The sequence below is a fragment of the Caproicibacter fermentans genome (assembly GCF_014303955.1).
GTDB lineage: Bacteria > Bacillota > Clostridia > Oscillospirales > Acutalibacteraceae > Caproicibacter > Caproicibacter fermentans.
This window is the reverse complement of sequence record NZ_CP060286.1, coordinates 1,027,611-1,050,394: the sequence shown is the minus strand read 5'-3', so window position 1 is coordinate 1,050,394 and position 22,784 is coordinate 1,027,611. Positions and strand designations below refer to the sequence as shown.

General features: G+C 52.6%; 23 protein-coding genes, 1 pseudogene and 1 other annotated feature. Of the genes and pseudogenes, 16 read left to right on the top strand and 8 right to left on the bottom strand.

Going from position 1 to position 22,784, the window contains the following annotated elements; translation table 11 throughout:
* Positions 1 to 5: 5 nt before the first annotated feature.
* From HCR03_RS05210 to HCR03_RS05165, 10 genes and pseudogenes are all read left to right on the top strand, one after another.
* Entirely contained in the window at positions 6 to 914 is a 909-nt protein-coding gene (locus HCR03_RS05210; protein WP_228725179.1) for an ABC transporter permease, read from the top strand.
* Positions 892 to 1,698, top strand: a complete 807-nt coding sequence (locus tag HCR03_RS05205; protein WP_228725109.1) for an ABC transporter ATP-binding protein — start codon at positions 892 to 894, stop codon at positions 1,696 to 1,698. The genes HCR03_RS05210 and HCR03_RS05205 overlap by 23 nt, the downstream gene beginning before the upstream one ends.
* Positions 1,699 to 1,798: 100 nt before the next feature.
* Positions 1,799 to 2,048: a binding site (T-box leader), on the top strand.
* A gap of 76 nt (positions 2,049 to 2,124) precedes the next feature.
* Positions 2,125 to 3,664, top strand: a pseudogene (locus tag HCR03_RS05200) (2-isopropylmalate synthase).
* Positions 3,665 to 3,677: 13 nt separating this feature from the next.
* Positions 3,678 to 4,952 (top strand): 3-isopropylmalate dehydratase large subunit, encoded by a 1,275-nt coding sequence (gene leuC, locus HCR03_RS05195; protein ID WP_187036981.1) that lies wholly within the window; start codon positions 3,678 to 3,680, stop codon positions 4,950 to 4,952.
* A 2-nt stretch (positions 4,953 to 4,954) separates the two neighbouring features.
* A complete protein-coding gene (gene leuD / locus HCR03_RS05190) occupies positions 4,955 to 5,440 on the top strand; it encodes a 3-isopropylmalate dehydratase small subunit (protein ID WP_066647892.1) in 486 nt (161 codons plus the stop codon).
* A gap of 22 nt (positions 5,441 to 5,462) precedes the next feature.
* The gene (gene leuB / locus HCR03_RS05185; RefSeq protein ID WP_187036979.1) at positions 5,463 to 6,536 is read left to right on the top strand and encodes a 3-isopropylmalate dehydrogenase; all 1,074 of its coding nucleotides are present in this window, start codon (positions 5,463 to 5,465) and stop codon (positions 6,534 to 6,536) included.
* 204 nt (positions 6,537 to 6,740) lie between these two features.
* Positions 6,741 to 7,670: a cysteine synthase A gene (gene cysK / locus HCR03_RS05180; protein WP_276529914.1), complete on the top strand. Its 930-nt coding sequence runs from the start codon at positions 6,741 to 6,743 to the stop codon at positions 7,668 to 7,670.
* Positions 7,671 to 7,767: 97 nt separating this feature from the next.
* On the top strand, positions 7,768 to 8,721 hold the full coding sequence (locus tag HCR03_RS05175; protein ID WP_066647883.1) for an NAD(P)H-dependent glycerol-3-phosphate dehydrogenase: 954 nt from the start codon (positions 7,768 to 7,770) through the stop codon (positions 8,719 to 8,721).
* 71 nt (positions 8,722 to 8,792) lie between these two features.
* Entirely contained in the window at positions 8,793 to 9,632 is an 840-nt protein-coding gene (locus HCR03_RS05170) for an Mrp/NBP35 family ATP-binding protein (RefSeq protein WP_187036977.1), read from the top strand.
* 443 nt (positions 9,633 to 10,075) lie between these two features.
* Positions 10,076 to 10,675 (top strand): TetR/AcrR family transcriptional regulator, encoded by a 600-nt coding sequence (locus HCR03_RS05165; RefSeq protein WP_066647878.1) that lies wholly within the window; start codon positions 10,076 to 10,078, stop codon positions 10,673 to 10,675.
* Positions 10,676 to 10,765: 90 nt separating this feature from the next.
* On the opposite strand, the gene clpB is transcribed toward HCR03_RS05165, so the two are convergent.
* The 4 genes from clpB to HCR03_RS05145 all read right to left on the bottom strand — a co-directional run bounded on the left by clpB (position 10,766) and on the right by HCR03_RS05145 (position 15,820).
* Positions 10,766 to 13,372 carry an ATP-dependent chaperone ClpB gene (gene clpB, locus HCR03_RS05160; RefSeq protein ID WP_187038013.1) on the bottom strand — a complete coding sequence of 869 codons (2,607 nt, stop codon included), beginning with the start codon at positions 13,370 to 13,372 and terminating at the stop codon, positions 10,766 to 10,768.
* 38 nt (positions 13,373 to 13,410) lie between these two features.
* Complete coding sequence (locus tag HCR03_RS05155) at positions 13,411 to 14,076, bottom strand: ribbon-helix-helix domain-containing protein (protein WP_187036975.1); 666 nt, start codon at positions 14,074 to 14,076, stop codon at positions 13,411 to 13,413.
* 194 nt (positions 14,077 to 14,270) lie between these two features.
* Entirely contained in the window at positions 14,271 to 15,251 is a 981-nt protein-coding gene (locus tag HCR03_RS05150; protein ID WP_187036973.1) for a D-2-hydroxyacid dehydrogenase, read from the bottom strand.
* An 89-nt stretch (positions 15,252 to 15,340) separates the two neighbouring features.
* Positions 15,341 to 15,820, bottom strand: coding sequence for a TspO/MBR family protein (locus HCR03_RS05145; RefSeq protein ID WP_187036971.1), 480 nt, complete (start codon positions 15,818 to 15,820; stop codon positions 15,341 to 15,343).
* Positions 15,821 to 15,902: 82 nt separating this feature from the next.
* Between HCR03_RS05145 and HCR03_RS05140 the strand changes: the two genes are divergently transcribed.
* Positions 15,903 to 17,213, top strand: coding sequence for a glycosyltransferase (locus HCR03_RS05140; protein WP_187036969.1), 1,311 nt, complete (start codon positions 15,903 to 15,905; stop codon positions 17,211 to 17,213).
* Between the two features lie 31 nt (positions 17,214 to 17,244).
* On the opposite strand, the gene HCR03_RS05135 is transcribed toward HCR03_RS05140, so the two are convergent.
* Positions 17,245 to 17,418 (bottom strand): hypothetical protein, encoded by a 174-nt coding sequence (locus HCR03_RS05135; protein ID WP_166525081.1) that lies wholly within the window; start codon positions 17,416 to 17,418, stop codon positions 17,245 to 17,247.
* Between the two features lie 204 nt (positions 17,419 to 17,622).
* On the opposite strand from HCR03_RS05135, the gene HCR03_RS05130 reads away from it, so the two are divergent.
* Positions 17,623 to 18,798: an HD domain-containing phosphohydrolase gene (locus HCR03_RS05130; RefSeq protein WP_066647862.1), complete on the top strand. Its 1,176-nt coding sequence runs from the start codon at positions 17,623 to 17,625 to the stop codon at positions 18,796 to 18,798.
* Positions 18,799 to 18,850: 52 nt separating this feature from the next.
* Here the strand turns inward: HCR03_RS05130 and HCR03_RS05125 are convergent, their stop codons facing one another.
* The 3 genes from HCR03_RS05125 to HCR03_RS05115 are packed head-to-tail and all read right to left on the bottom strand — an operon-like array spanning position 18,851 to position 20,179.
* Positions 18,851 to 19,072, bottom strand: a complete 222-nt coding sequence (locus tag HCR03_RS05125; protein ID WP_066647860.1) for a hypothetical protein — start codon at positions 19,070 to 19,072, stop codon at positions 18,851 to 18,853.
* A 2-nt stretch (positions 19,073 to 19,074) separates the two neighbouring features.
* Positions 19,075 to 19,923 (bottom strand): sporulation protein, encoded by an 849-nt coding sequence (locus tag HCR03_RS05120; RefSeq protein WP_187036967.1) that lies wholly within the window; start codon positions 19,921 to 19,923, stop codon positions 19,075 to 19,077.
* Positions 19,862 to 20,179 (bottom strand): hypothetical protein, encoded by a 318-nt coding sequence (locus tag HCR03_RS05115; protein WP_187036965.1) that lies wholly within the window; start codon positions 20,177 to 20,179, stop codon positions 19,862 to 19,864. Before HCR03_RS05115 ends, HCR03_RS05120 begins: the two co-directional genes overlap by 62 nt.
* Before the next feature lie 103 nt (positions 20,180 to 20,282).
* Between HCR03_RS05115 and HCR03_RS05110 the strand changes: the two genes are divergently transcribed.
* From HCR03_RS05110 to HCR03_RS05095, 4 genes are all read left to right on the top strand, one after another.
* Positions 20,283 to 20,531, top strand: coding sequence for a YabP/YqfC family sporulation protein (locus HCR03_RS05110; protein ID WP_066647855.1), 249 nt, complete (start codon positions 20,283 to 20,285; stop codon positions 20,529 to 20,531).
* A gap of 9 nt (positions 20,532 to 20,540) precedes the next feature.
* The gene (locus HCR03_RS20055) at positions 20,541 to 21,176 is read left to right on the top strand and encodes a sporulation protein YqfD (RefSeq protein WP_187036963.1); all 636 of its coding nucleotides are present in this window, start codon (positions 20,541 to 20,543) and stop codon (positions 21,174 to 21,176) included.
* 14 nt (positions 21,177 to 21,190) lie between these two features.
* Entirely contained in the window at positions 21,191 to 21,718 is a 528-nt protein-coding gene (locus HCR03_RS20050) for a sporulation protein YqfD (RefSeq protein ID WP_187036961.1), read from the top strand.
* Between the two features lie 106 nt (positions 21,719 to 21,824).
* Positions 21,825 to 22,784 carry a PhoH family protein gene (locus HCR03_RS05095; RefSeq protein WP_066647848.1) on the top strand — a complete coding sequence of 320 codons (960 nt, stop codon included), beginning with the start codon at positions 21,825 to 21,827 and terminating at the stop codon, positions 22,782 to 22,784.

Here is a 22,784-nt window from a genome sequence, read left to right as displayed (position 1 = left end):
TGGATGTGTTTTTGGGACTGCTGACCGGCGTGCTGCAGGAGGGCTTTGTCTACGGCATCATGGCGCTCGGAATTTATGTGACGTATCAGGTGCTGAATTTTCCGGACCTTTCGGTCGAGGGGACGTTCCCGCTCGGTTCCTGCGTGGCTGGCGTGATGATCGCCTCCGGACTGAATCCGTGGCTTGCCTGCATGGCGGCGTTTGCGTGCGGGGCGGCCGCGGGCGGCGTGACGGGTCTTCTGCATGTGAAACTGCACATCACCGACCTGCTTTCCGGAATTCTGGTCATGACGGCCTTGTGGAGCGTCAATCTTGCCGTTACTTCCGGCAGCGCGGTCACGCCGTTTTACAACCAGCCGACCATTTACACTTCCGGCCCGGCGGCGCTGATTTCGGATTCCCATAACAGCCTGCGGGCGCTTGTGGTCGCGTTTATTTCCTGCCTGTTCGTTAAGCTGTTGCTCGATGAATATTTAAAAACAAAATCCGGCCTTTTGCTGCGTGCCGCCGGGAACAATCCGCGGTATGTCGTTTCGCTTGGAAAGGACCCGGGCAATATGAAAATTCTGGGTCTGATGCTCGGCAACGGCCTTGCTGCGCTTTCCGGGTGCATCCTCTGCCAGCGGGAGGAGTCCGCCGATATCTACAGCGGGACCGGCATGATCGTTCTGGGCCTTGCGGCAGTCATTGTGGGGGTCAATATTTTTTCCGGCATCCGGTTTCTGCGTTCCACAACGGCAGTCATCCTGGGCGCGGTTCTGTACCGCGGCGTTCTGGTAGCCGCGCTGCAGATGGGCCTGCCGACCAACTACATGAAGCTGTTAATGGCGGTGCTGCTGACCGTCGTTCTGGTAGCCTACAAAACGGTGCCGACAGGAAGGAGGAAGAAACATGTCAGTCGAACGGAAGTCTGAACCGCTGCTGGAATTCCGGCAGATCGATAAAACCTTTCACAGCGGGACGGTCAGTGAACTGAAGCTGTTCGATCATTTTGACCTTTCGGTCCCTCAAGGCCGTTTCGTCTGTATCATCGGAAGCAACGGATCCGGAAAAACGACCCTTTTGAACCTCCTTTGCGGCGGGGAAACGCCGGACGCGGGCAACATTTTTCTCGGCGGCAGAGAGATTACCCGCGAGCCGGAGCATGTGCGTTCCCGGCGAATCGGCCGCGTGTTTCAGGACCCGTCGCTCGGCACCTGCCCGCAGCTGACGATTCTGGAAAATCTCTCCCTTGCCGACCGGAAGGGAAAACGCTACGGGCTTTCCCGCGGGGTCAGCCGGAAGAAGATCGACGAGTACCGTTCCAGATTGGAACTGCTGAAGCTGGGGCTGGAGGATCAGCTCGACCTGCCGGTCGCGAACCTTTCGGGCGGCCAGCGGCAGGCGCTGGCCCTTCTGATTTGCACGATGACGCCGATCGATTTGCTGATTCTCGACGAGCACACGGCTGCGCTCGACCCTTCTTCCAGTGAAAATGTGATGGAACTGACGCGGCGTTTTGTCAGGGAGAAGCGGCTGACGGCCCTGATGGTGACGCACAACCTCCGTTTTGCCCTGGCTTACGGCGACCGTCTTGTGATGATGCACCGCGGGAAAGCGGTTCTGGACGTCTGCGACGGGGAAAAGAATGCCCTGAAAATCCACGATCTGACCGAACGATTCAACGAGATCAGCGTTGAAGACGGGAATGACGTCTGATTGTGTCTTCTTGTGAAAATGTATTGAAAATTTTAATGATTTATTAAAATCTCTTGACAGCCGGCAGTTTCTACGCTATAATGCCAATTAAATTGAATCACGGAATGCGTTGATAGGGATCAAAGCATCTGCAACCGAGTTTCAGAGAGCCGTTGTTTGCTGCGAAACGGTGCCGGGCAGATGTATAACTCACCTTAGAGCAGTCTGCCGAACGGTTTTCATACCCAGTAGAGCGGAACGGTTTCTCCCCGTTACAGGAGAACTGCATTGATGGATGCAGGCCGAGTGGGCATTGGAAACAATGCCAACAAAGAGTGGTACCGCGACAGGATTTCACCGTCGTCTCTTTTTGAGACGACGGTGTTTTTTGTTTTCCCCGATTCTGCAAATCGTGATGAAATCATTTTGACGGATGGAGGCAATCGTATGACAGAATCCATGAGAAGAATCAAGATTTTTGACACAACCCCTGCGCGACGGCGAGCAAAGCCCCGGGTGCAGCATGAATCTGGGGGAGAAGCTGGAAATGGCGGCACAGCTGGAAGAACTGGGAGCCGATGTGATCGAGGCCGGTTTCGCGGTCTCATCCCCGGAGGATTTTGAATCCGTCCGGCAGATTGCCGATGTTTTGCAGAAAACAACGGTGGCGAGTCTGGCGCGCGCGACAAAATCGGATATCGACACCGCGTTTGACGCGGTTCAGAAAGCAAAAAAACCGCGCATCCACGTGTTTCTCGCAAGCTCCGACATTCATCTGCAGCACAAGCTGCACATGACGCGGGAGGAAATGCTGCGCCAGACCGGCGAAATGGTCCGCTACGCGAAAACTCTGGTGGAGGATATTGAGTTTTCCGCGGAGGACGCGAGCCGCACGGACTGGGAATTCCTTGTGAAGGTTTACGAAACGGCGATTGCGAACGGCGCAAATGTCATCAATGTACCGGATACGGTGGGATATGTGACGCCGCAGGAAATGTACGATCTGATCGCGTATTTGAAAGAGAATGTAAAGGGCATTGAAAAGGCGGAAATTTCCGTCCACTGCCACGACGACCTCGGCATGGCGGTCGCGAATTCACTTGCCGCCGTGCGGGCGGGGGCAACTCAGGTGGAATGCACGGTGAACGGCATCGGCGAACGTGCCGGGAACGCCTCTCTGGAGGAAATCGTAATGGCGCTGAGAACCCGGCAATCCTATTATCAGGCGGCGGCCGGCGTGGATACGACAAAGATTTATAAAACCTGTAAAAAGCTCTCTGCGATTACCGGCGTGCCGATCGGGCCGACCAAGGCGATTGTGGGCGCGAACGCGTTTGCGCACGAGGCGGGAATCCACCAGCACGGCGTGCTGAATGATCGCCTGACGTATGAAATCATGACGCCGGAAAGCGTTGGAATTTCCCATAATACGATGGTTCTCGGCAAGCACTCCGGGCGTCACGCGTTTGAAGAAAAACTGAAGTCACTCGGCTATGCACTTTCTTCGGAGGCCCTGTCGGAGGCTTTTTCAGCTTTCAAGAAGCTGGCCGACCTGAAGAAAAACGTTACTGACCTTGATTTGGAGGCGCTGCTCTCCGGCGCGGCGAAGATGAAAATCGAGGAAATTTACACACTGGAATCCTATGTGGTCAACACAAGCTCCGTGAACTCCGCTTCCGCTATGGTAAAATTGGGGGTCGTGGAATCGGGGCAAAAGAAAGTCGTGGAAGGGACCGGAATCGGGGCCGGTCCGGTCAACGCGGCCCTTTCCGCAATCGACGCGGTGACGGGGAAGGATTACACATTGGAGAATTTTTCAATTCAGGCGGTGACGGAAGGCGACGACGCGCTCGGCGAAGTTGTCGTCCGGCTGAAAAATTCGGCGGGGACGATTGTCAGCGGCAGAGGGCTCAATGTTGATATCATCGGCGCCAGCCTCGCGGCGTATGTCAACGCGTTAAACCGTATGGAATCACGGATGGATTAAGGAGGAACACAGCATGGCAATGACAATGACGCAGAAAATCCTGGCGGACCATGCGGGTCTGCCCGAAGTTCGGGCGGGCCAGTTGATCCGCGCAAAGCTCGATCTGGTTCTCGGCAACGATATTACCACGCCCGTCGCAATCAATGAATTTGAAAAGCACGGGTTAAGCGGTGTGTTCAACCGTGATAAAATCGCGATTGTTCTGGATCATTTCACACCGAATAAAGACATCAAAGCCGCGGAGCAGTCCAAACAGTGCCGCGAATTTGCCAAATGCAACGGAATCACGCATTTCTATGATGTGGGCCAGATGGGAATTGAGCACGCGCTGCTGCCGGAGCAGGGCCTTGTCGCGGCGGGGGAAGCCGTCATCGGCGCTGATTCCCACACCTGCACCTATGGGGCGCTCGGCGCGTTTTCCACCGGAGTCGGTTCCACCGATATGGCGGCGGGCATGGCGACGGGGGAGTGCTGGTTTAAGGTCCCTTCCGCGATCCGCGTGCGTTTGACCGGGCAACCGAAAAAATGGATCGGCGGAAAAGATGTGGTCTTAACGCTGATCGGGATGATCGGCGTGGATGGGGCAAGATATCAATCGCTGGAGTTTACGGGAGACGGCGTTGCGGCCCTCTCGATGGACGACCGCTTTGCCATTGCGAATATGGCGATTGAAGCAGGGGCAAAAAACGGGATTTTTCCGGTGGACGAAGCGACAATCGCGTACATGAAGGGCCGCGTGAATCGGGAATATCAAGTTTACGAAGCCGACGCGGACGCTCCATACGAAAAAACGGTGGAAATTGACCTTTCAGAGCTTCGCCCCGTCGTGGCGTGCCCGCACCTGCCGTCCAATACGAAACCCGCGGATGAAGTGAACGATATCGCTATTGATCAGGTGGTCATCGGTTCCTGCACCAACGGCAGGCTGAGCGACCTCGCAACCGCCGCAGAGATCATCAAAGGAAGAAAGGTTGCGGAAAATGTCCGGGTGATCGTCATTCCGGCGACACAGCACATTTACCGGGAAGCGATGCGCCTTGGCTACCTCGATACCTTTATTGAGGCGGGCTGCGCCGTTTCCACGCCCACCTGCGGGCCGTGCCTTGGGGGTTATATGGGAATTCTGGCGGCGGGCGAGCGCACCGTGGCAACGACAAACCGGAACTTTGTCGGGCGTATGGGGGACCCAAGCTCAGAAATTTATCTTGCGGGTCCGGCCGTGGCGGCGGCTTCCGCCATTCTCGGCAGGATCGCATCACCGGAAGAAATCGAACAAGGGGGAAACTGAAAATGCAGGCAAACGGAACGGTCTTTGTTTACGGGGACAATGTTGATACGGACGTCATTATTCCCGCCCGGTATCTGAACAGCTCCGACCCGAAGCATCTGGCTTCACACTGCATGGAGGACATCGACGCGGCATTTGCGCAAAAGGTGCGGCCGGGCGACATCATTGTCGGCGGCAGCAACTTCGGCTGCGGCTCTTCCCGCGAACACGCGCCGCTCGCCATTAAATCCTGCGGGGTATCCTGTGTCATCGCAAAAAGTTTTGCGCGCATTTTTTACCGCAACTCCATCAACATCGGCCTTGCGATTCTGGAATGCCCGCAGGCCGCCGAAAACATCCGGCAAGGGGATGAAATTTCCATCGATTTCGACAGCGGCGTCATTACAAATAAAACAAGGGAAGAAACCTATCAGGCGGAGCCGTTTCCGGAATTTATCCGTGAGATTATCAATGCGGACGGGCTTTTAAACTCGTTGAGCAAATGCTAAACGAATACGCGGGGTGACGATTATGGAAAAAATGATTGTACTGTTCAGAGGGGACGGCATCGGACCTGAGATCGTGGACGGCGCCGTAACGGTGCTGAAACGCGTGGAACAAAAATTCGGACATCGGTTTCGCTTTGAACCGGCGTTAATCGGCGGCGCTTCCATCGACGACTGCGGCAAGCCGCTGACCGAAGATACCATTGCGGTTTGCAAACAGGCCGACGCGGTTCTGCTCGGCGCGGTCGGAGGACCGAAATGGGACTCGATTCCGGTGGAAGACCGCCCGGAACGCGGCCTTCTGGGTATCCGAAGCGCGCTGGGCCTTTTCGCAAACCTGAGGCCCGCCTATTTGTATCAGGAGCTGGCCGCGGCCTGCCCGCTGCGGGAAGAACGCGTAAACGGCGGAATTGATCTGATGATGGTTCGGGAACTGACCGGAGGGATCTATTTTGGCAAGCGGGGAACAGTAACGAAGGAAAACGGAAAAAAGTCTGCGTTTGACCGAATGGAATACAGTGAGGAAGAGATTGAACGGATCGGCGTCATTGCGTTCCGGCAGGCGATGACACGCCGGAAAAAGCTGGTCAGCGTGGATAAGGCCAATGTACTGGACACCTCCCGCCTGTGGCGGAGCGTGATGCACCGTCTGAGCGAGAGGTTCCCGGAGGTGGAGTACCGCGACCAGCTGGTGGACAGTGCCGCGATGCAGCTGGTCTCCGATCCGGGACAGTTCGACGTCATCGTCACGGAAAATATGTTCGGCGACATTCTTTCCGACGAGGCGAGCATGGCGGCCGGTTCCATCGGAATGCTGCCCTCCGCGTCGCTGGGGGACGGGACGCGCGGACTCTATGAGCCGATTCACGGTTCCGCGCCGGATATCGCGGGCAGGGACGCCGCGAATCCGCTGGCGACGATTCTTTCCGCCGCAATGATGCTCAGAATCTCGTTTGGTATGGAGGAGGAAGCGCGGGCGGTGGAAGCCGCCGTTCAGTCGGCTTTGACAAGCGGGTACCGCACAAAGGACATCGCCGCGCAGGGAGAAACCGTGACGGGGTGCCGGAAAATGGCGGAAATCGTTGCAAACGCCATTTAGAATAGAATGATAAAAACGGGCAGATAAGAACCGGGACGGCCGCTTGAGACCGTCCCTTTTTCATGCTCGGAATAAAATTTGATCAGAATCATAAAAAAGCTTGACATTGTTTCGTTCCTTGCATATAATAATAGCAAGCCGATAACATATAATAATAGTATGAATACTATGAAATAAAACCAACAACGAAAAAGGAGCGCTAAAATGATGAAAATAGCAAAGAATCTGACGGAACTGATCGGCAATACCCCGATGCTGGAACTGTCCAATTTTGAGAAAGAAAAAGGCGTGCAGGCAACCATTGCGGCGAAGCTGGAATCCTTTAATCCGCTTTCCAGCGTAAAGGACCGCGTCGGTTATGCGCTGATTCGGGATGCGGAAGAAAAGGGTCTGATCAATCGGGACACCACGCTGATTGAGCCGACCAGCGGGAATACCGGCGTAGGTCTTGCGTTTGTGGCGGCGGCGAAAGGCTATCGACTGATTCTGACCATGCCGGACACCATGAGTCTGGAGCGCCGGCGCCTGGTTGCGGCGCTGGGAGCCGAGCTTGTCCTGACGGAGGGCGCGAAGGGAATGAAAGGCGCGATTGAAAAAGCCAGCGAGCTGCACGCCCAAATCCCGAATTCATTGATTCCGGGTCAGTTTATCAACCGGGCGAATCCGGAGATGCACCGTAAAACCACCGGAGAAGAAATTTGGCGCGATACCGACGGCAAAGTGGACCTCTTTGTCGCGGGCATCGGCACCGGCGGAACGGTTTCCGGTACGGGACGCGCGCTGAAAGAACACAATCCGAATGTGAAGGTGGTTGGCGTAGAGCCCGCGGGGTCTCCTGTGATTTCTCAGGGAAAAGCGGGCCCGCACCGGATTCAGGGAATCGGCGCCGGTTTTATACCGGAAACGCTCGACGTCAAGATTCTGGACGAAGTGATCACGGTGACGAATGAAGACGCGTTCGAAACGACCGCCCGTCTGGCGAAAAGCGAGGGGCTTTTAGTCGGGATTTCTTCCGGCGCGGCGGTTTTCGCGGCTCTCCGGCTTGCGAAGAGGCCCGAAAATAAAGGAAAGCTGATTGTTGCGCTCTTGCCGGACACCGGCGAGCGGTATCTTTCAACCGGCGTGTTCGACTGAAAACAGAATCTTTCGTGAAAAAACGGGAGCGGGCGGTTGTCCGGCCCCGTTTTTTTTGCTATGATACTGATATACTAAATCTGGGAGGTGGATTTATTTGCAGATTTCCGTCATCGGCTGCGGCCGCTGGGGAAGCTTCTTGGCATGGTATCTGAATGGAATCGGGCATCAGATTACATTATATGGAAGGGAAAGCTCCCGGAAGTTTACGGAGCTTCGAAAAACCGGAACGAACGGGCTTGTTACTCTGGATGAGAAAATGAACCTGACTTCCGACCTTGGCGCGGCCTTGAAATCTCAAATTCTTGTCATATCAATCGGCGCGCAGTCGTTTCGTTCCCTGATGGAACAGCTCTCTTCCCGCGATCTTGCCGGAAAAACCGTAGTGCTTTGCATGAAAGGATTGGAGGCGGGGACAGGGAAGCGGCTGACGCAGATTTTTGAGGAATACCGTCCGGATACGCCGGTTGCCGTTTGGGTCGGGCCGGGCCATGTGCAGGACTTTACACGCGGAATTCCAAACTGTATGGTCATCGACAGCCGCTCCATGCAGGTGAAAAAGGAGCTGGTGAATGCGTTTTCCAGCGACCTGATCCGTTTTTACTATGGGGACGACCTCATCGGCAACGAGATTGGCGCGGCTTCTAAAAACGTCATCGGCATTGCCGCCGGGATGCTGGACGGACTGAACAAAACCGCATTAAAGGGGGCGCTGATGTCGCGCGGGACAAGAGAAATCGCCCGGTTGATCCGAAAAATGGGCGGCAATGAAATTACGGCCTACGGCCTTGCTCATCTTGGGGATTACGAAGCGACTGTTTTTTCGCCCTACAGCCACAACCGCCGGTTCGGCGAAGCGTTTGTGCGCGGCGAAGACTACGGCGAACTTGCGGAAGGAGTCGCGACCACAAAGGCGATGCTGACGCTCGGGCGGCAATATCAGGCGGAGCTGCCCATCAGCGACGCGGTGAACCGCGTGATCAATCAGGGAGAAGAACCGAACCGCGTTCTTTCCGACCTGTTTCTGCGAAGCATCAAAATGGAATTTTAGTTGACAAATTTAGTATAGAATCTTAGAATAGGAAAAAGAAGCCCGTATGTTGTAAAAAAGGAGTTATTTTAATGAGTGAAGAAAACTGCAGTCATGACTGTTCCTCCTGCGGGGAATCGTGCTCTTCTCGCACGGAACCTCAGGATTTTTTGGCGAAGCCGAACCCGCAGAGCAAAATAGACCGGGTCATCGGCGTTGTCAGCGGCAAGGGCGGCGTGGGAAAAAGCCTGGTTACCTCCCTGCTGGCCGTTCAGCTCAACCGTCGCGGGTATCATACCGGCGTGCTGGACGCTGACGTGACAGGCCCTTCGATTCCGAAGGTGTTTGGGATTCATCAGCATGCGATGGGGAACGAGAATGGAATTGTTCCGGTCAAAACCCGCACGGGAATCGACGTTATTTCCGTCAACCTGCTGCTGGAGGATGAGAACGCTCCCGTTGTGTGGCGCGGGCCGATTATTGCGAATGTGGTCAAGCAGTTCTGGACGGATGTTGTCTGGAAGGATGTAAATTATCTGTTTGTCGACATGCCTCCGGGAACCGGCGACGTACCGCTGACGGTCTTTCAGTCTATTCCTTTGGATGGGATAGTCATTGTCACTTCGCCGCAGGAGCTTGTTTCCATGATTGTTTCCAAGGCGGTTTCCATGGCCAAAATGATGAATATTCCAATTCTTGGGATTGTTGAAAACATGAGCTATGTCAAATGCCCGGACTGCGGCAAAGAGATTACTGTTTTCGGAGAAAGCCATTTGGAACAGACGGCGCAGAAATTCGGCTTGAAAGTTCTTGGCAGATGTCCTTTGGACCCGAAGGTTTCCGCTGAGTGCGATGCCGGGAATGCGGAGGACATTGAAGCTCCGTGGCTTTCTGACGCGGCCGACGAGGTGGAGCGCCTGACAAAAGGCTGATTTCACACGGAACAGGACAACCAAAACCAATAAACCCGCCTTTGCATTGATATAATCCCCTTTGGGGCAGATACTTGGAATAACAACAAGATTTCAAGACTGCGCTAAGGGGATTTTACTATGACAAGAGACGGGCTTATTTGTTTGGAAGTTGAAGCAGGACAGATAAGCGGCGGGGCACAGAAAGAAATTCCCTGCGTTTTACAGAGTGAATTGAGATTTGTGCATAGAAGACAATTTTTATGTTTCATATTTGTTGATCATTTTCTTTCCATTTTGATTTAAATTGAATCATAAGAATTATTTTTAAAAGAATTGGTTTGAAAAAGCTAAAAAATGTTTGAAAAACAAAAAAATATCGAAAAATATAATTTATTTTCTTTTTTGTATAATAATTATTATGTCATACAATTAAAATAGAAGCAAGAAATGGAGGGAATGAAGTGAACCGGGAAGAACGCAAAAAAGAGTATCTGAAGTGTTTTATAAAAACGTTTTCAGAGAATGGAATTGACAGAACACCTGTAAAAAAATTGGCCGGCGAGGCAAAAATGAATGAAGCTTCCATTTATCAATATTTTAAAAACAAAGATGAAATTGTTGTCGAATGCGTCAGATTATATCTGGAAGGAGAGCTTGAGCGGCTTTTGCAGGTTCTGTCCGATCCGGAAGAGGATTTTGAATCCAGGGTCAGAAGTTTTCTCAATCTCAGTTATGAAACTGCAGATGAAGCCAAGTTCATCATACAGGTCTTGACCAGCCCTACTTACAGCGTCATGTGTTCTCCGATTGTCCACGACTTCAGCAAACGCATCCTTTCCACATCATCGCATGCAGATGCGGAAGACGAAGATGATTCAGCGGCAAAGGAGTCCGCCGTTCAGCTTCTGTTGTTAAGCATTATGATCGGCGACCGCGTACTCGGTGAAAGCAGCTTGCTTCGTGTGCAGGTTGAATGCCTCCTGCATTTGCTTGATCATGACGGCGGTATGGGAACAGGCGTCCTTCAGGACAGATCATTTTCTCAGCGGAATTCGGCATGACTCATGAATGGCACATTTTTTCTTTCTGTGAAAAGAGGACCGGCTGAAAAGCCGGTCCTCTTTTTCGTTCGCCCCTCCGTAGGGAGGGGGCTATTTTTCGGTTTTGGGGAATAACTGTTCCCCGTCGCTGTCGATGATCAACTCGGTCTGGGGGGGCAAGGCGGAGGAGAGAATCATCTTGGCAATCAGCGTTTCGACATTGCTCTGAATCAGCCGCTTGAGCGGCCTTGCACCGTAAACAGGATCATAGCCGCGGTTTACGACAAATTCCCTTGCGGCGGGAGTGAGGCGTACGCTGAGTTGTTTGCCGCTCAGACGCTTTTGAAGCGCCGCGATCTGCAGGTCTACAATTTTGTCTATTTCTTTCCGCGTCAGAGGGCGGTAGAAGACGATTTCATCCAGCCGGTTCAAAAATTCCGGACGGAACTGACGCCTCAGCAATGCGGTGACCTGGCTTCTGGCTTCCTCGCTGATCTGTCCTTCCTGATTGATCCCTTCCAGAATCCGGTCCGAACCGAGATTTGAGGTCAGAATCAGAATGGTGTTTTTAAAATCGACGGTGCGTCCCTGCGAGTCGGTGATCCGCCCGTCGTCCAGAACCTGCAGCAGGATGTTGAAGACGTCCGGGTGGGCTTTTTCCACTTCGTCAAACAGAACCACGGAATACGGGTGCCGGCGGACGGCCTCCGTCAGCTGGCCGCCTTCCTCGTATCCGACATAACCGGGAGGGGCGCCGATCAGGCGGGATACGGAGAATTTTTCCATATATTCCGTCATGTCGATTCGAACCATGTTCTTTTCGTCGTCGAATAGTGCCTGTGCCAGCGCCTTAGCCAGCTCCGTTTTGCCGACTCCGGTGGGGCCTAGGAACAAAAACGAGCCGATCGGTCTGTTTGGATCCTGAATTCCCGCCCGCGACCGAAGAATGGAATCCGTCACTTTTTGGACCGCTTCGTCCTGACCGACAACGCGCTGATGAAGAATATCTCCGAGCCGCAGCAGCTTTTCCCGCTCGCTTTCCACCAGGCGGGACACCGGGATTCCGGTCCAGCGCCCGACAATCCGCGCGATTTCGTCTTCCGTGACGCGGTCATGCAGAAGAGAATCGGAATTCTGAGTTTTCTCCGCGACCGCTTCCTCCGCTTTTAACTGCTTTTCGAGCTCCGGAAGTTTTCCGTACTTTAGTTCCGCCGCTTTGTTCAGGTCGTAATTCCGTTCCGCTTTCTCAATTTCCGCGTTAACCTGCTCGATCTGCTCGCGGAGTCCGCGCACTTTGCTGATCGCCTGCTTTTCATTTTCCCACTTCGCTTTCATTTCTTTAAAGCGGGCGCGTTCATCCGCCAGTTCTTTTTGAATTTGTGCCAGATGTTCTTTGGAAAGCGGATCCGAGTCCTTCTTTAAAGCAGCCTCTTCGATTTCTCTCTGCATAATCCTGCGGGAAATATCGTCCAGCTCGGTCGGCATCGAGTCGATTTCCGTGCGGACCATCGCGCAGGCTTCGTCAATCAGATCGATGGCCTTATCGGGCAGAAAACGGTCCGAAATATAGCGGTTGCTCAGTACCGCCGCAGCGATCAGCGCCTGATCCTGAATTTTCACGCCGTGAAAAACCTCATAGCGTTCCTTCAGTCCGCGAAGAATCGAGATCGTATCCTCCACGCTCGGCTCCTCAACCATGACGGGCTGGAACCGGCGTTCCAGAGCCGCGTCCTTCTCAATGTACTGATGATATTCGTTCAGCGTGGTCGCGCCGATACAGTGCAGTTCTCCGCGGGCGAGCATCGGCTTGAGCAGGTTTCCGGCGTCCATGCTCCCTTCCGTTTTGCCGGCGCCTACAATCGTGTGCAGTTCATCAATAAAGAGGATGATTTTTCCTTCACTCTTCTTGACTTCGTTCAGAACGGCCTTCAAACGCTCCTCAAACTCGCCGCGGAATTTGGCGCCCGCGATGAGCGCGCCCATATCGAGGGAAAACACTTTGTGGTCCTTAATACTGTTCGGGACGTCTCCGCGTACAATGCGCTGCGCCAAACCTTCTGCGATCGCGGTTTTGCCGACTCCGGGTTCGCCGATCAGGACGGGGTTGTTTTTTGTCTTGCGGGAAAGAATCAGAATTACGTTGCGAATTTCATCGTCACGGCCGATGACGGGATCCAGCTTGTGGTTCTTTGCAAGGGATACCAGGTCCTGTGCGTACTTCGCCAGAGCGTCATAGGTTTCCTCCGGATTGTCGCTGGTGACGCGCGTGCTTCCCCTTACCGTGGAAAGCGCAGCGAGAAAAGAATTGCGGTTGATCCCATAACGATCGAACAACTTGCGGATTTCCGGATCCGGGCGGTCAATCAGAGCGAGCATGACATGTTCCACAGAAACATATTCGTCTTTCATCCGCTCCGCAAGGCGTTCAGACTCGGTCAAAGCGGCGTCCGTACCGGAGGAAACATAAATTTTCCCGGGTTCCCGGCCGGGACCCGTCACGCCGGGCAGATGGTTCACCAGCTCCTGAGCATCACGGATAAGGGCCTCCGAGTCAATGCTCATTTTCTTAATCAGTTGAGGAATCAGTCCGTTTTGCTGGGTCAGCAGGGACAGCAGCAGGTGTTCCTGCCCGACCTGCATATTGCTGTTTTCAATCGCAATATTCTGAGCCTGCTGAATCGCTTCCAGTGATTTTTGAGTAAACTTCTGAGTATCCATCAATCCCAAACCCCCTTTTGTCTGTCTGAAACTTATTTTTATATGATTATGTTTTTCTTAATGTGATTTTGATATTCCCATTCCAGTTTTACCTGCGTTTTGATGGGAGAATCGGAACCGGCGCAGTAATGCTTCAATTCCCGGTCAAATTCCAAAATATAGTCGCAGATTGCTTCCGATGTTTTTTCCGCCGTTCGGTCCTGTTCGGAAGCGGGGGCGACTAAAGTTCTGGTAAAGCGGCCGGGTCCGATCTCATACGGGACATGGTCGCCGGGGAAATGCGCTCCAAGCCACCGCTGCTCCATTTTGCCCCGGAAAGTGAAAAATTCGGTCAGAAGATCTTCCAACACGGCACTTTTTGTACGCAAGGTGACCCGCAGCTCTCCAATGGCCTTCGAATTCTCCCGAAAAAGCTCCAGCGCGTAACGAACGGTCGGATGATAACGGTATTTCAGGGAACTGCGGATGGTCAGCATGGTCTCACTTTGACGGGAACGCACCTGAAAATTTTCCGCGGCTGAAAAATATTGTTCCATACAGCTGAAGATATTTCCGATTCTTTCTTCCGGAGTGGCACAGGAAAGGTAGTCCGCAAGGATTCGGTTAATCATTCCGCTTCGGCTGATTCCCCGTTCGCACGCAAGGCGGTCCACCGCGTCCACCAATTCTTCCAGCAGCACAATACTGTAGACATTGCGATCCATTCCCACACCTCGTTTCTTTTTAAATTATAATCATCTAAAAATAATTTGTCAAACAATTTATATAAATAGTATTGCAAATTATAGCGTGATAGGTGATTTGTTTCGAAAAAACGCGTTTTAATGAAAAAACAGAAAATAAATTCCCCCGGCAAAGAAGCCGGGGGCAGGAAGGGATTGCTTCAAATTGTTTTCCGTCAGTCGTTCTTCTTGTAACCGGTGGACAGATCGACGATATTGATCAAGGGTTTGTTATCAAAATAGCGGGACAGGTTTGTACAGATAATTTCAAAAACCCGTTCGAAGTTTTCGCGGGCGTCCCATCTGCCTGAGATGTGCGGGGTAATGATGGTGTTCGGCGCGTCCCAGATCGGATGCTCCGCCGGCAGGGGCTCCGGGTCCGTAACATCGAGTGCGGCTCCATAAAGCTTTCCTGCATAAAGGGCTTTGCTGAGAGCATCGGTATCGACTGCGGTTCCCCGACCGACATTGACAAGAACGGCGTCGGGTTTCATCAGGCCGATCTTTTCTTTGCCGAACAAATGCTGTGTTTCGCCGGTTGACGGCAGGCTGAGGGTGACGACATCCGCGCGGGGAAGAAGCTCGTCCAGCCGGTCGGCGGTATACAGCTCGTCCAGATAATCGGGCTTTTCACCCGGTGTGCGTTTTACGCCGATCACTTTGCCGCCCAGCGCTTTGTACCGTTTTGCGAATTCGCTGCCGATGTTTCCAAGGCCGACGACAAGGGCGGTGGTACCGAGGACATGCCTCGATTTTCCGCTGCTTTTCCATTGATGCTGCCGCTGATTGTCACGGTAATGGGGGAAATCCATAAGAAGACTGAGCACCGAACAAATCATGTATTCCGACATGGATTTTCCGTAGGCGCCTGTGGCATTGGTAAGGGTGACTCCGTCGGGCAGGACGCCGGGCTTGGTATACAGATCCGCTCCTGCGCTGAGAAGCTGCAGCCATTCAAGGTTAGAAGCATATTTCAGTATGGACCGGCGCGGCATTCCAATCAGAATATTAACCTTTGCAATCAAGTCCTGATTGATCTCGTTGTTATCTTGAAAAATCAGTTCGGCATCGGGCGCAATTCCCCGCAGTTTTGCCCGGCGAGTTTCATCCGCCTTAAAGCCTTCGGGAAAATCAAACAGGATTGTTTTTTTGTCCATGGTATCCATACTCCTATCTACAATTTTATTCCATTATATCACAGGCTTTTCCAAAACAAAACGGTTGTTTCCCTGAGCATTCGTTTCGCTTATGTCCGGTTCAACAGGGCGATCATCAGGTTTAAATAGCCGGCAAAAAAGACCCAAAGCAAATAGGGCAGCTGCAGAAGCGCTGCGGATTTATTAATTTTCCAAAACGTCACGACCATGACGATGATCAGGCCCAGAAGCAGAAGAAGCCAGAAAAAGGAAAACCAGTAGGCTTTCAGGGAAAAGAAAAAAATAGTCCAGAAAAAGTTGACGGCAAGCTGAGCCGCATAGAAAATCAGTGCGTTTCTTCTGCCGGGGGAATCCGATTGATAAATCATGGCTGAGCTGATCCCCATCAGCACATAAAGAACGGTCCACACGATGGGAAATACTGCTGAGGGCGGCGTCAAAGACGGTTTTTTCAGTGCCTCAAACGCAGTCATACCGTTTCTGGTCAGAAAACCGGCTAGTGCGCCAACCCCGACCGCAATCAGGATCGAGATCAGATGAACTTTTAATTTTTTCCCGGAAATAATCATAATGCAATCACCTCGGAGTAATATATACTTCTGGAAAACAAATATAATGACACGTCTGAGAGCCAGAAAGGCGATTTATAAAATGGGGAAAAAGAAGGTACGCATCGTTTTTTGTTCTTTGTTCCAGGATGCCGGGGAAGCGACTCGCGCGCTGGAGCTGGCGCGGGGACTTAGGCGGCAGTGCCCGCCGGGGTTAAGCCCGGAAATTATCTTTCTAAGCCACGGCGGACGCTTTGACGAAGCCTTCGCCGAAGCCGGTTTTTCCGTCACACCTGCAAAGCCCGCATTGCCGGGAGTCGGATTCCGGCAGGATCTGAAGACTTCGGCGCTTGAATTTGTGGGGGATGCGGGTCTGGCCGCCGAACTGCTTCGCGGGGAATATGAAGCAATGTTGGAGATTCGGCCGGATTTCGTGATTCACGGATTCTGGCCGGTTGCAGGAATGGCGGCAAAGCTGACCGGTACTCCGGAAATATGTTATCTTCCGGTTCCGTTTGAACCGAAAGCGTTTTCTACATGGTTGCTTCAAGACCTTCCGGATTTCGTGGGGCCGCTGACTCTGCTCCCAAAAACGGTCCGGATGAAAATCATGGCGGCTATTCCCAAATCCCTGAAATTGAAAATGCCGCTTCTGCGTCAGAAGAATCTGGTCAGGGCGTTTGAACTGGCGGGAGGGAAAGAAAACCGACCTGAGAATCTCTTCGATATGCTCAAGTCGGATTTTACGATCATCAACGATTTTTCGGTTTTTTATGAAGGAAAACCACTTCCGCAAAATTTTGCCGTGACGGGACCGCTGTTTCCGAAAGGGACCCGGGATGCGGAGATTGATCCGGAAATACAAAGGCGGTTGAAACCGGATTCCGGAAAGCTGAAAATTTTCTGTACGCTTGGTTCTTCCGGAGGCAAAGATTTTTTACTTGAGGCGATCCGCGCATTAAAGAGGATGGAAAACTGTACCTCCGTGGTCCTGTGCCCGCCTTCCGTATGCCCTTTTCAGGAAGCGAAAAACGTTGCGGGCGGCAGCCCGGACCTGTACCTGACGGACGCGTTTGTTCCGGCTCTGAAGGTGAATAAAATGGCGGATGTGGTTCTGAGCCACGGGGGACAGGGGACGCTTCAGACGGCGGTTGCAAGCGGTACTCCGGTTGTGGGGTTTGCGGTACAGCCGGAGCAGCAGATCAATCTGGAGCATATTGTTTCATTCGGGGCGGCCGTCAGGCTTCCGTCCCGGCGCTGGAAGGCCGACGCAATCTGCGGTGCGCTGAAAACGGTCGGCACGGACCCTCATTACCGTTCCAAGATGCAAATTTTACAGAAGCTGCTGACCGAAATAGATGGAGAGACGGAAGCCGCGAAAGCAATCTGGAATTTTTGTAGTTCGCAGCGGTAAAGGGTCCTGCGGACCCGTTGGACTCAGCATGTTATTCGTCGTCCCTGGTTAGATTTTCCGCGTAGTCACGCAGGCTTTCTATGGAATTGATGCTTTGGGCCCGCTGGCTGATTGATTCGCGGACGAAATTCGGAAGGGAACGAAAATACCGGTCGGCTTCCGGGTCCTGGCGTATCAGACCGTACAAATCTTCGTAATGCTGCATGAAAATCCCTCCTTTCTCTTCTGCTTTAGTATGAACCGATTTTTTGAAATTAGAAGGCGCATTTGTTAATATCTCCAAAAAATCGGGTTAGATTTTTTTCCATTTATTGCCGAATGCTGTCGTTTAATCTACATTGTGGAAATATCAAACCTAAAAAACTGTTATAATTACTTTAGCTATAAAAGATTTTAGGATGTTGAGATCATGCGAATAAATGTGAATGAATTTCTGATTTCTTTATCCAGAACGCTGGACTTCGCGGAGAAAGGGGTTCTTCGGAATAACTATAATCATGGAATGAGGGTAGCATATATCGCCGGCAGAATCGCGCTTTCGCTTTCCATGCCGGATGAGAATCTGTTTGATTTGATTTCATTTTCCCTGCTTCATGACAACGGGGTTATGAAGGCTTTGCTTGATTCGCCGTCCCGCGAAAAATTCAATACGGAGACAAACCCCGCGCATTGCGTGGAGGGCGAAAAGAATATCGCCGCGTTTCCTTTTCTGAACCGGGAAAAGAACGTGATTCTGTATCATCATGAGCATTATGACGGAAGCGGTTTTTTCGGCATCTCAGGAAGAGACATTCCCCTCTATTCCCGCGTGATTTCGCTCGCGGACCGTGTGGCGATCCGGTATGCGTACGGATATACTTCGGACACAATCATTGCTCAGATCAATCGGGAAGCGCGCATTTTTGACCCTGTCGTCCGCGAGGCGTTTCTGGAGATGAGCAGATACATGGAGTTCTGGCTTGGAATGGACGATATGTTTGTTCAAAGCTCTCTGGTATCCATGCTGCCAAAGGTTTCCCGTGAACTTGATTTTCAGAAGATCAGAACGATTTCACAGATTTTCAGTAACATCATCGATGCCAAATCCCCGTTTACCGGTTCTCATTCCCGCGGAATCAGCGAAAAGGTCGGGATGATTTGCCAGTACTATGAGTTTGACGATACCACCTACTGGAAAATGAGGATTGCGGCCGACCTGCACGACCTTGGAAAACTGGCGGTACCGAATGAGATTCTGGATAAACCGGGAAAGCTGGACGTAAAAGAATTCCGTGTGATCCAGTCGCATCCTTATTACACCAGAAAAGTCCTTGAGATGATCAATGGGTTTGAAGATATTACGGAATGGGCATCCAATCACCACGAGAAGCTGAACGGGACGGGGTATCCGTATGGATTCGGAGAAGACCGGCTGGATTTTAATTCAAGAATTCTTGCCTGTGTGGATATTTATCAGGCCCTGACGGAAGACAGACCCTACCGACGAGGATTATCGCACGAGGACGCTATCCGTATTATGGAGGATATGGCGGGAAATCATTTGATTGAATCGGCAGTGGTGGAGGATATCAATTCAATTTTCTGAAAAACTCAAAAAAGCCGTCCTTTCCAGCCTCAGGAAAGGACGGTTCTCGTTTTTATAGCTCAAATTCGCCCGGGTCGTGTTTCTTTAGCGGCGGAGGCGCATAAGGCGCGCGAAGAAGAGGATCATATCGGAACGCGCGGCATGATCCGGGGTTTTCATCCTCGCCGGGCTGGCGGCAGTCGCAGTTCTCCGCCGGTCCTGGGCCGTGGACGCAGTAGCTGCAGTCCGGCTGAATGTCGTTTCCAAACAGCGGTTTCTTTTTTCGTCCGAACATCTTCATATCCCTCCGGTTTTCCGATTGATAATGCTTTCATTATAGCATCCCTTTTCCGCGATTTCCATCCCTTTCCGAGGAATACTCAGCAGCAGAGCGGAGCAGAGAACAAGGAGGGCGGCGGCAGCGGGAGGAGCGGCCGAAAGCGCGCCGCTGACAGGACCCGCAAAACTGCAGAAGACCGCCTCTGTTTCCGGAAATAAAAGCATCAGACCCCAGGAAACGGCCGCGGAAAGAACCGCCTGGAAGAAACGGGACAGAACGAAACGCGCTTTGTTGATTTTCAGTTCCGTCAAGGTCGACAAAACCTGAAAATGAACACAGATTCCTCCCCAGCCAATGGCGGCGGAAAAGACCCAGGGGGGAACGCCCAGACGGGCCAGGTCGGAGCATCCGCCCGTTACCTCCAGCAAAGCGGAAAGAGCTGCCGAGCGGGCCGGGTCGGAACAGCCCATCCTGATGAGATTCATCAAAGCTGCGAACAAAATGACAAAACAGCACATGTTGATTGTGGAGTGAGCCGCATCGGCCGCGGATGTAATCAGGGCCTGGGACGCGCCGTATGCTTTTGCCCTTTTTCCGCCGAGCTTCGGTGCCTCTCTTTTTGCGGTCAGCCCGCTGCCGATGCCAAGCAGCAGAAAAACGATTCCCTGAGCGGCGAACAGAATGGCGCCCGCCTGCGGGCTTTTTAAAAAACCTGCGCCGACGGCGGTAATCACAAAAGACGGGCCCGCGTTCACGCAAAACCCAAGCATACGCTCTGCCTGTTTTTGGCTGATTTCGCCGTCTTCATAAAGGGAAGCGACAGAGCGGGCCCCGGCGGGGTACCCGCCGATCAGGCTCATCAGCACGGTGGGGGGCCGCGCTGCCCGGCAGGCGGAACAGCTTTTGGGTGGGGCCCTCAAAGATCCCGCTGATTTTTCGTGAAAGGCCGCTTTTAACAATAAAAACGGAAAGCACCATGAACGGGTAAAGGGAGGGAACAAGAACTTCCAGACAATAACCGATGCCGTTTTTTGCGCCCTGTGCCGCTTGTACCGGGAAAATCAGCAGCGCGCAGGCGGCGGTCAGCGCTGCGAGAAGCAGCGCTCCGGTTTTAATCCTCATGATAATGAATCACCCCATCGTTTATGTATATGTGTCCCTGCGGATATTTACCCCTTTTTCCGCATAGCATTAGGTGTAATCACAACGGGAGCGGGGGATCACTTTGGGGAACAAAAACAATTTGCTGGCTCGCGCCGGACTCGGCATGCCAACTCATATGGAGATTAACGGGAATACGGAAGCTGTGGTGGACGGGTGCAGCGGTGTGCTGGAGTATGACTCGGACGTGGTTCGCATCCGTACGGGCAAACTGGTTGTCCGTTTCACCGGAAGAGGCCTGACGATCAAATGCCTTACAGCGGAATCTCTTGTGGTAACGGGTTTTTTTACGGGAATTGAATTTCTGGTCTGAGGTGTTGTGATGTTTTCGCTTCAAATTACCAGATGGATTCTGGGATATGTCCGTTTTTCGGTGATCGGCGGCAGCCCGGAACGCTTTTTCAGCTATTGCGCCAGGTCCGGGATCATTCTGTGGAACATCAGTTCCCGCAGCGACAGCGGAGCCTGCGTCTCCGCCGGTCTGTACAGAAATCTGCGCTTTATGGCGCGCAAAGCCGGGTGCCGCCTTCGCGTCAGGGAACGCCGGGGCGTACCGTTTCTCCTTCGAAGAACGCGCACCCACAGAGGGATTGTTTTCGGAACAGCCGCGTTTACCGTGATTCTGATTCTGCTTTCCCTGCATGTCTGGTGCATCGATGTCACGGGAAATACTACGCTGGATTCCAGAGCGGTGCTGTCCGCGCTTACCGAAAACGGTCTTTATCCCGGGGCAAGAATTTCAGACGTCGACACGAAAAGAATTGAACAGAAGCTGATACTGATGTTTCCGAAGATCCGTTGGATGACCATTAATACGCAGGGCTGCACCATGCAGGTCTGTATTCAGGAAAAGACGGAGCGCCCGGAGATTGAACAGGAAAGCGGCGTCTGCAACGTGAAAGCGGCGTCGACGGGGCAAATCGTCGCAATCCGGATTTTTCCGGCACGGCGCAGGTAAAAAAAGGAGATGCCGTGGTAGAGGGACAGCTTTTGGTCAGCGGCGTGGTGGAAGACGAATTCGGAGGAAGCACGTTCGTTCATGCGAAGGCGGAAATCATCGCGGAAACTTCTCGCTCCTGCGAGTTTCGGATTCCGCTGCGGCGGAGCGTTCGGCAATCCACGGGTTTCACTGCGGTTCGCAGGAGCCTGCGGCTGTTTGGGGCTAATATCCCGCTTACGCTGACCGGAAAGCCGAAGGGAGATTGCGATGTTTCAGGAACACAAACGGATGTCAGGCTTTTCGGCACTCTTCTCCCCGTCAGCCTTTACGAGGAGGACTGGACCGGGATGCGCACCGTCCCCGTAACAGTCACAAGGCAGCAGGCTGTCGCCGAGGCGAAAAAAGATCTCGCCGAATATGAAAAAAATCTGCCTCAGGGCACAAAGATTTTAAGCTCCTCCGCATCCGACAGGACGGAAAAAGAAACACTTATTTATTCCGCCACTCTGAAATGCGAGGAAAACATTGCAAAAGAGTCGGAAATATTAATAAAATCGTAATATAATTTTGTATATTTTATGGTGACGAAATCCTATAATTGTGCTATAATAAACTAAAATCTATCCGGCAGGAATTTTGTTCCTGCTCAGGGCTTTAGGTGATGGGATGTTTGAACAAAGGATCAATATAGACCGCATGGAGCAGGCTGTCGCACTGTTCGGCAGTTTTGATGAAAATATCAGGATTATCGAACAGGAGTACGGCGTCTCCATCGTCTACCGCGGCGGTGAAATGAAGGTTTCCGGCGAGCCGGACGGCGTGGGTAAGGCGGTCCGCGCGATCGAGAGTCTGCTGTCGCTGATTAACCGGGGAGAAGCGCTGAGTGAACAGAATGTCCGCTACTGTATTTCCCTTGTCAACGAGGGAAGTGAAAGCAAAATAGAAACTCTCGCCGGCGACTGCATCTGCATCACCTCCAAAGGAAAACCGGTCAAGGCGAAAACGTTGGGGCAAAAGCGCTATTGCCAGGCGATTCAAAGCCATACGATTACAATCGGCGTCGGGCCGGCGGGAACGGGGAAAACTTATCTGGCTGTGGCGCTTGCTGTCAAGGCGTTTCGCGCGCAGGAGGTCAATCGGATCATCCTGACCCGCCCTGCCGTGGAAGCCGGGGAAAAGCTGGGCTTTCTACCGGGGGATTTGCAGCAGAAAGTGGACCCTTATCTGCGTCCTCTCTACGATGCTCTTTTTGACATGCTGGGTGCCGAAACCTATCAGAAATATGTCGAGCGCGGCAATATTGAGGTCGCGCCTCTTGCCTATATGCGCGGCAGAACGCTTGACGACAGCTTCATCATTCTGGATGAGGCGCAGAACACGACGCCCGAGCAGATGAAGATGTTCCTTACAAGACTGGGCTTTAATTCCAAGATGGTGATCACCGGCGATATCACGCAAATCGACCTGCCGGACGGCAGAAAATCGGGGCTGCGCGACGTCCTTCATATTCTGAAGGGCATTGATGATATTGCACAGGTTCGTTTTTCGGAAAAAGACGTTGTGCGCCACCGTCTGGTGCAGGATATTATTAAGGCATATGAAAAAAATGAAGAAGCGGGGCGATAG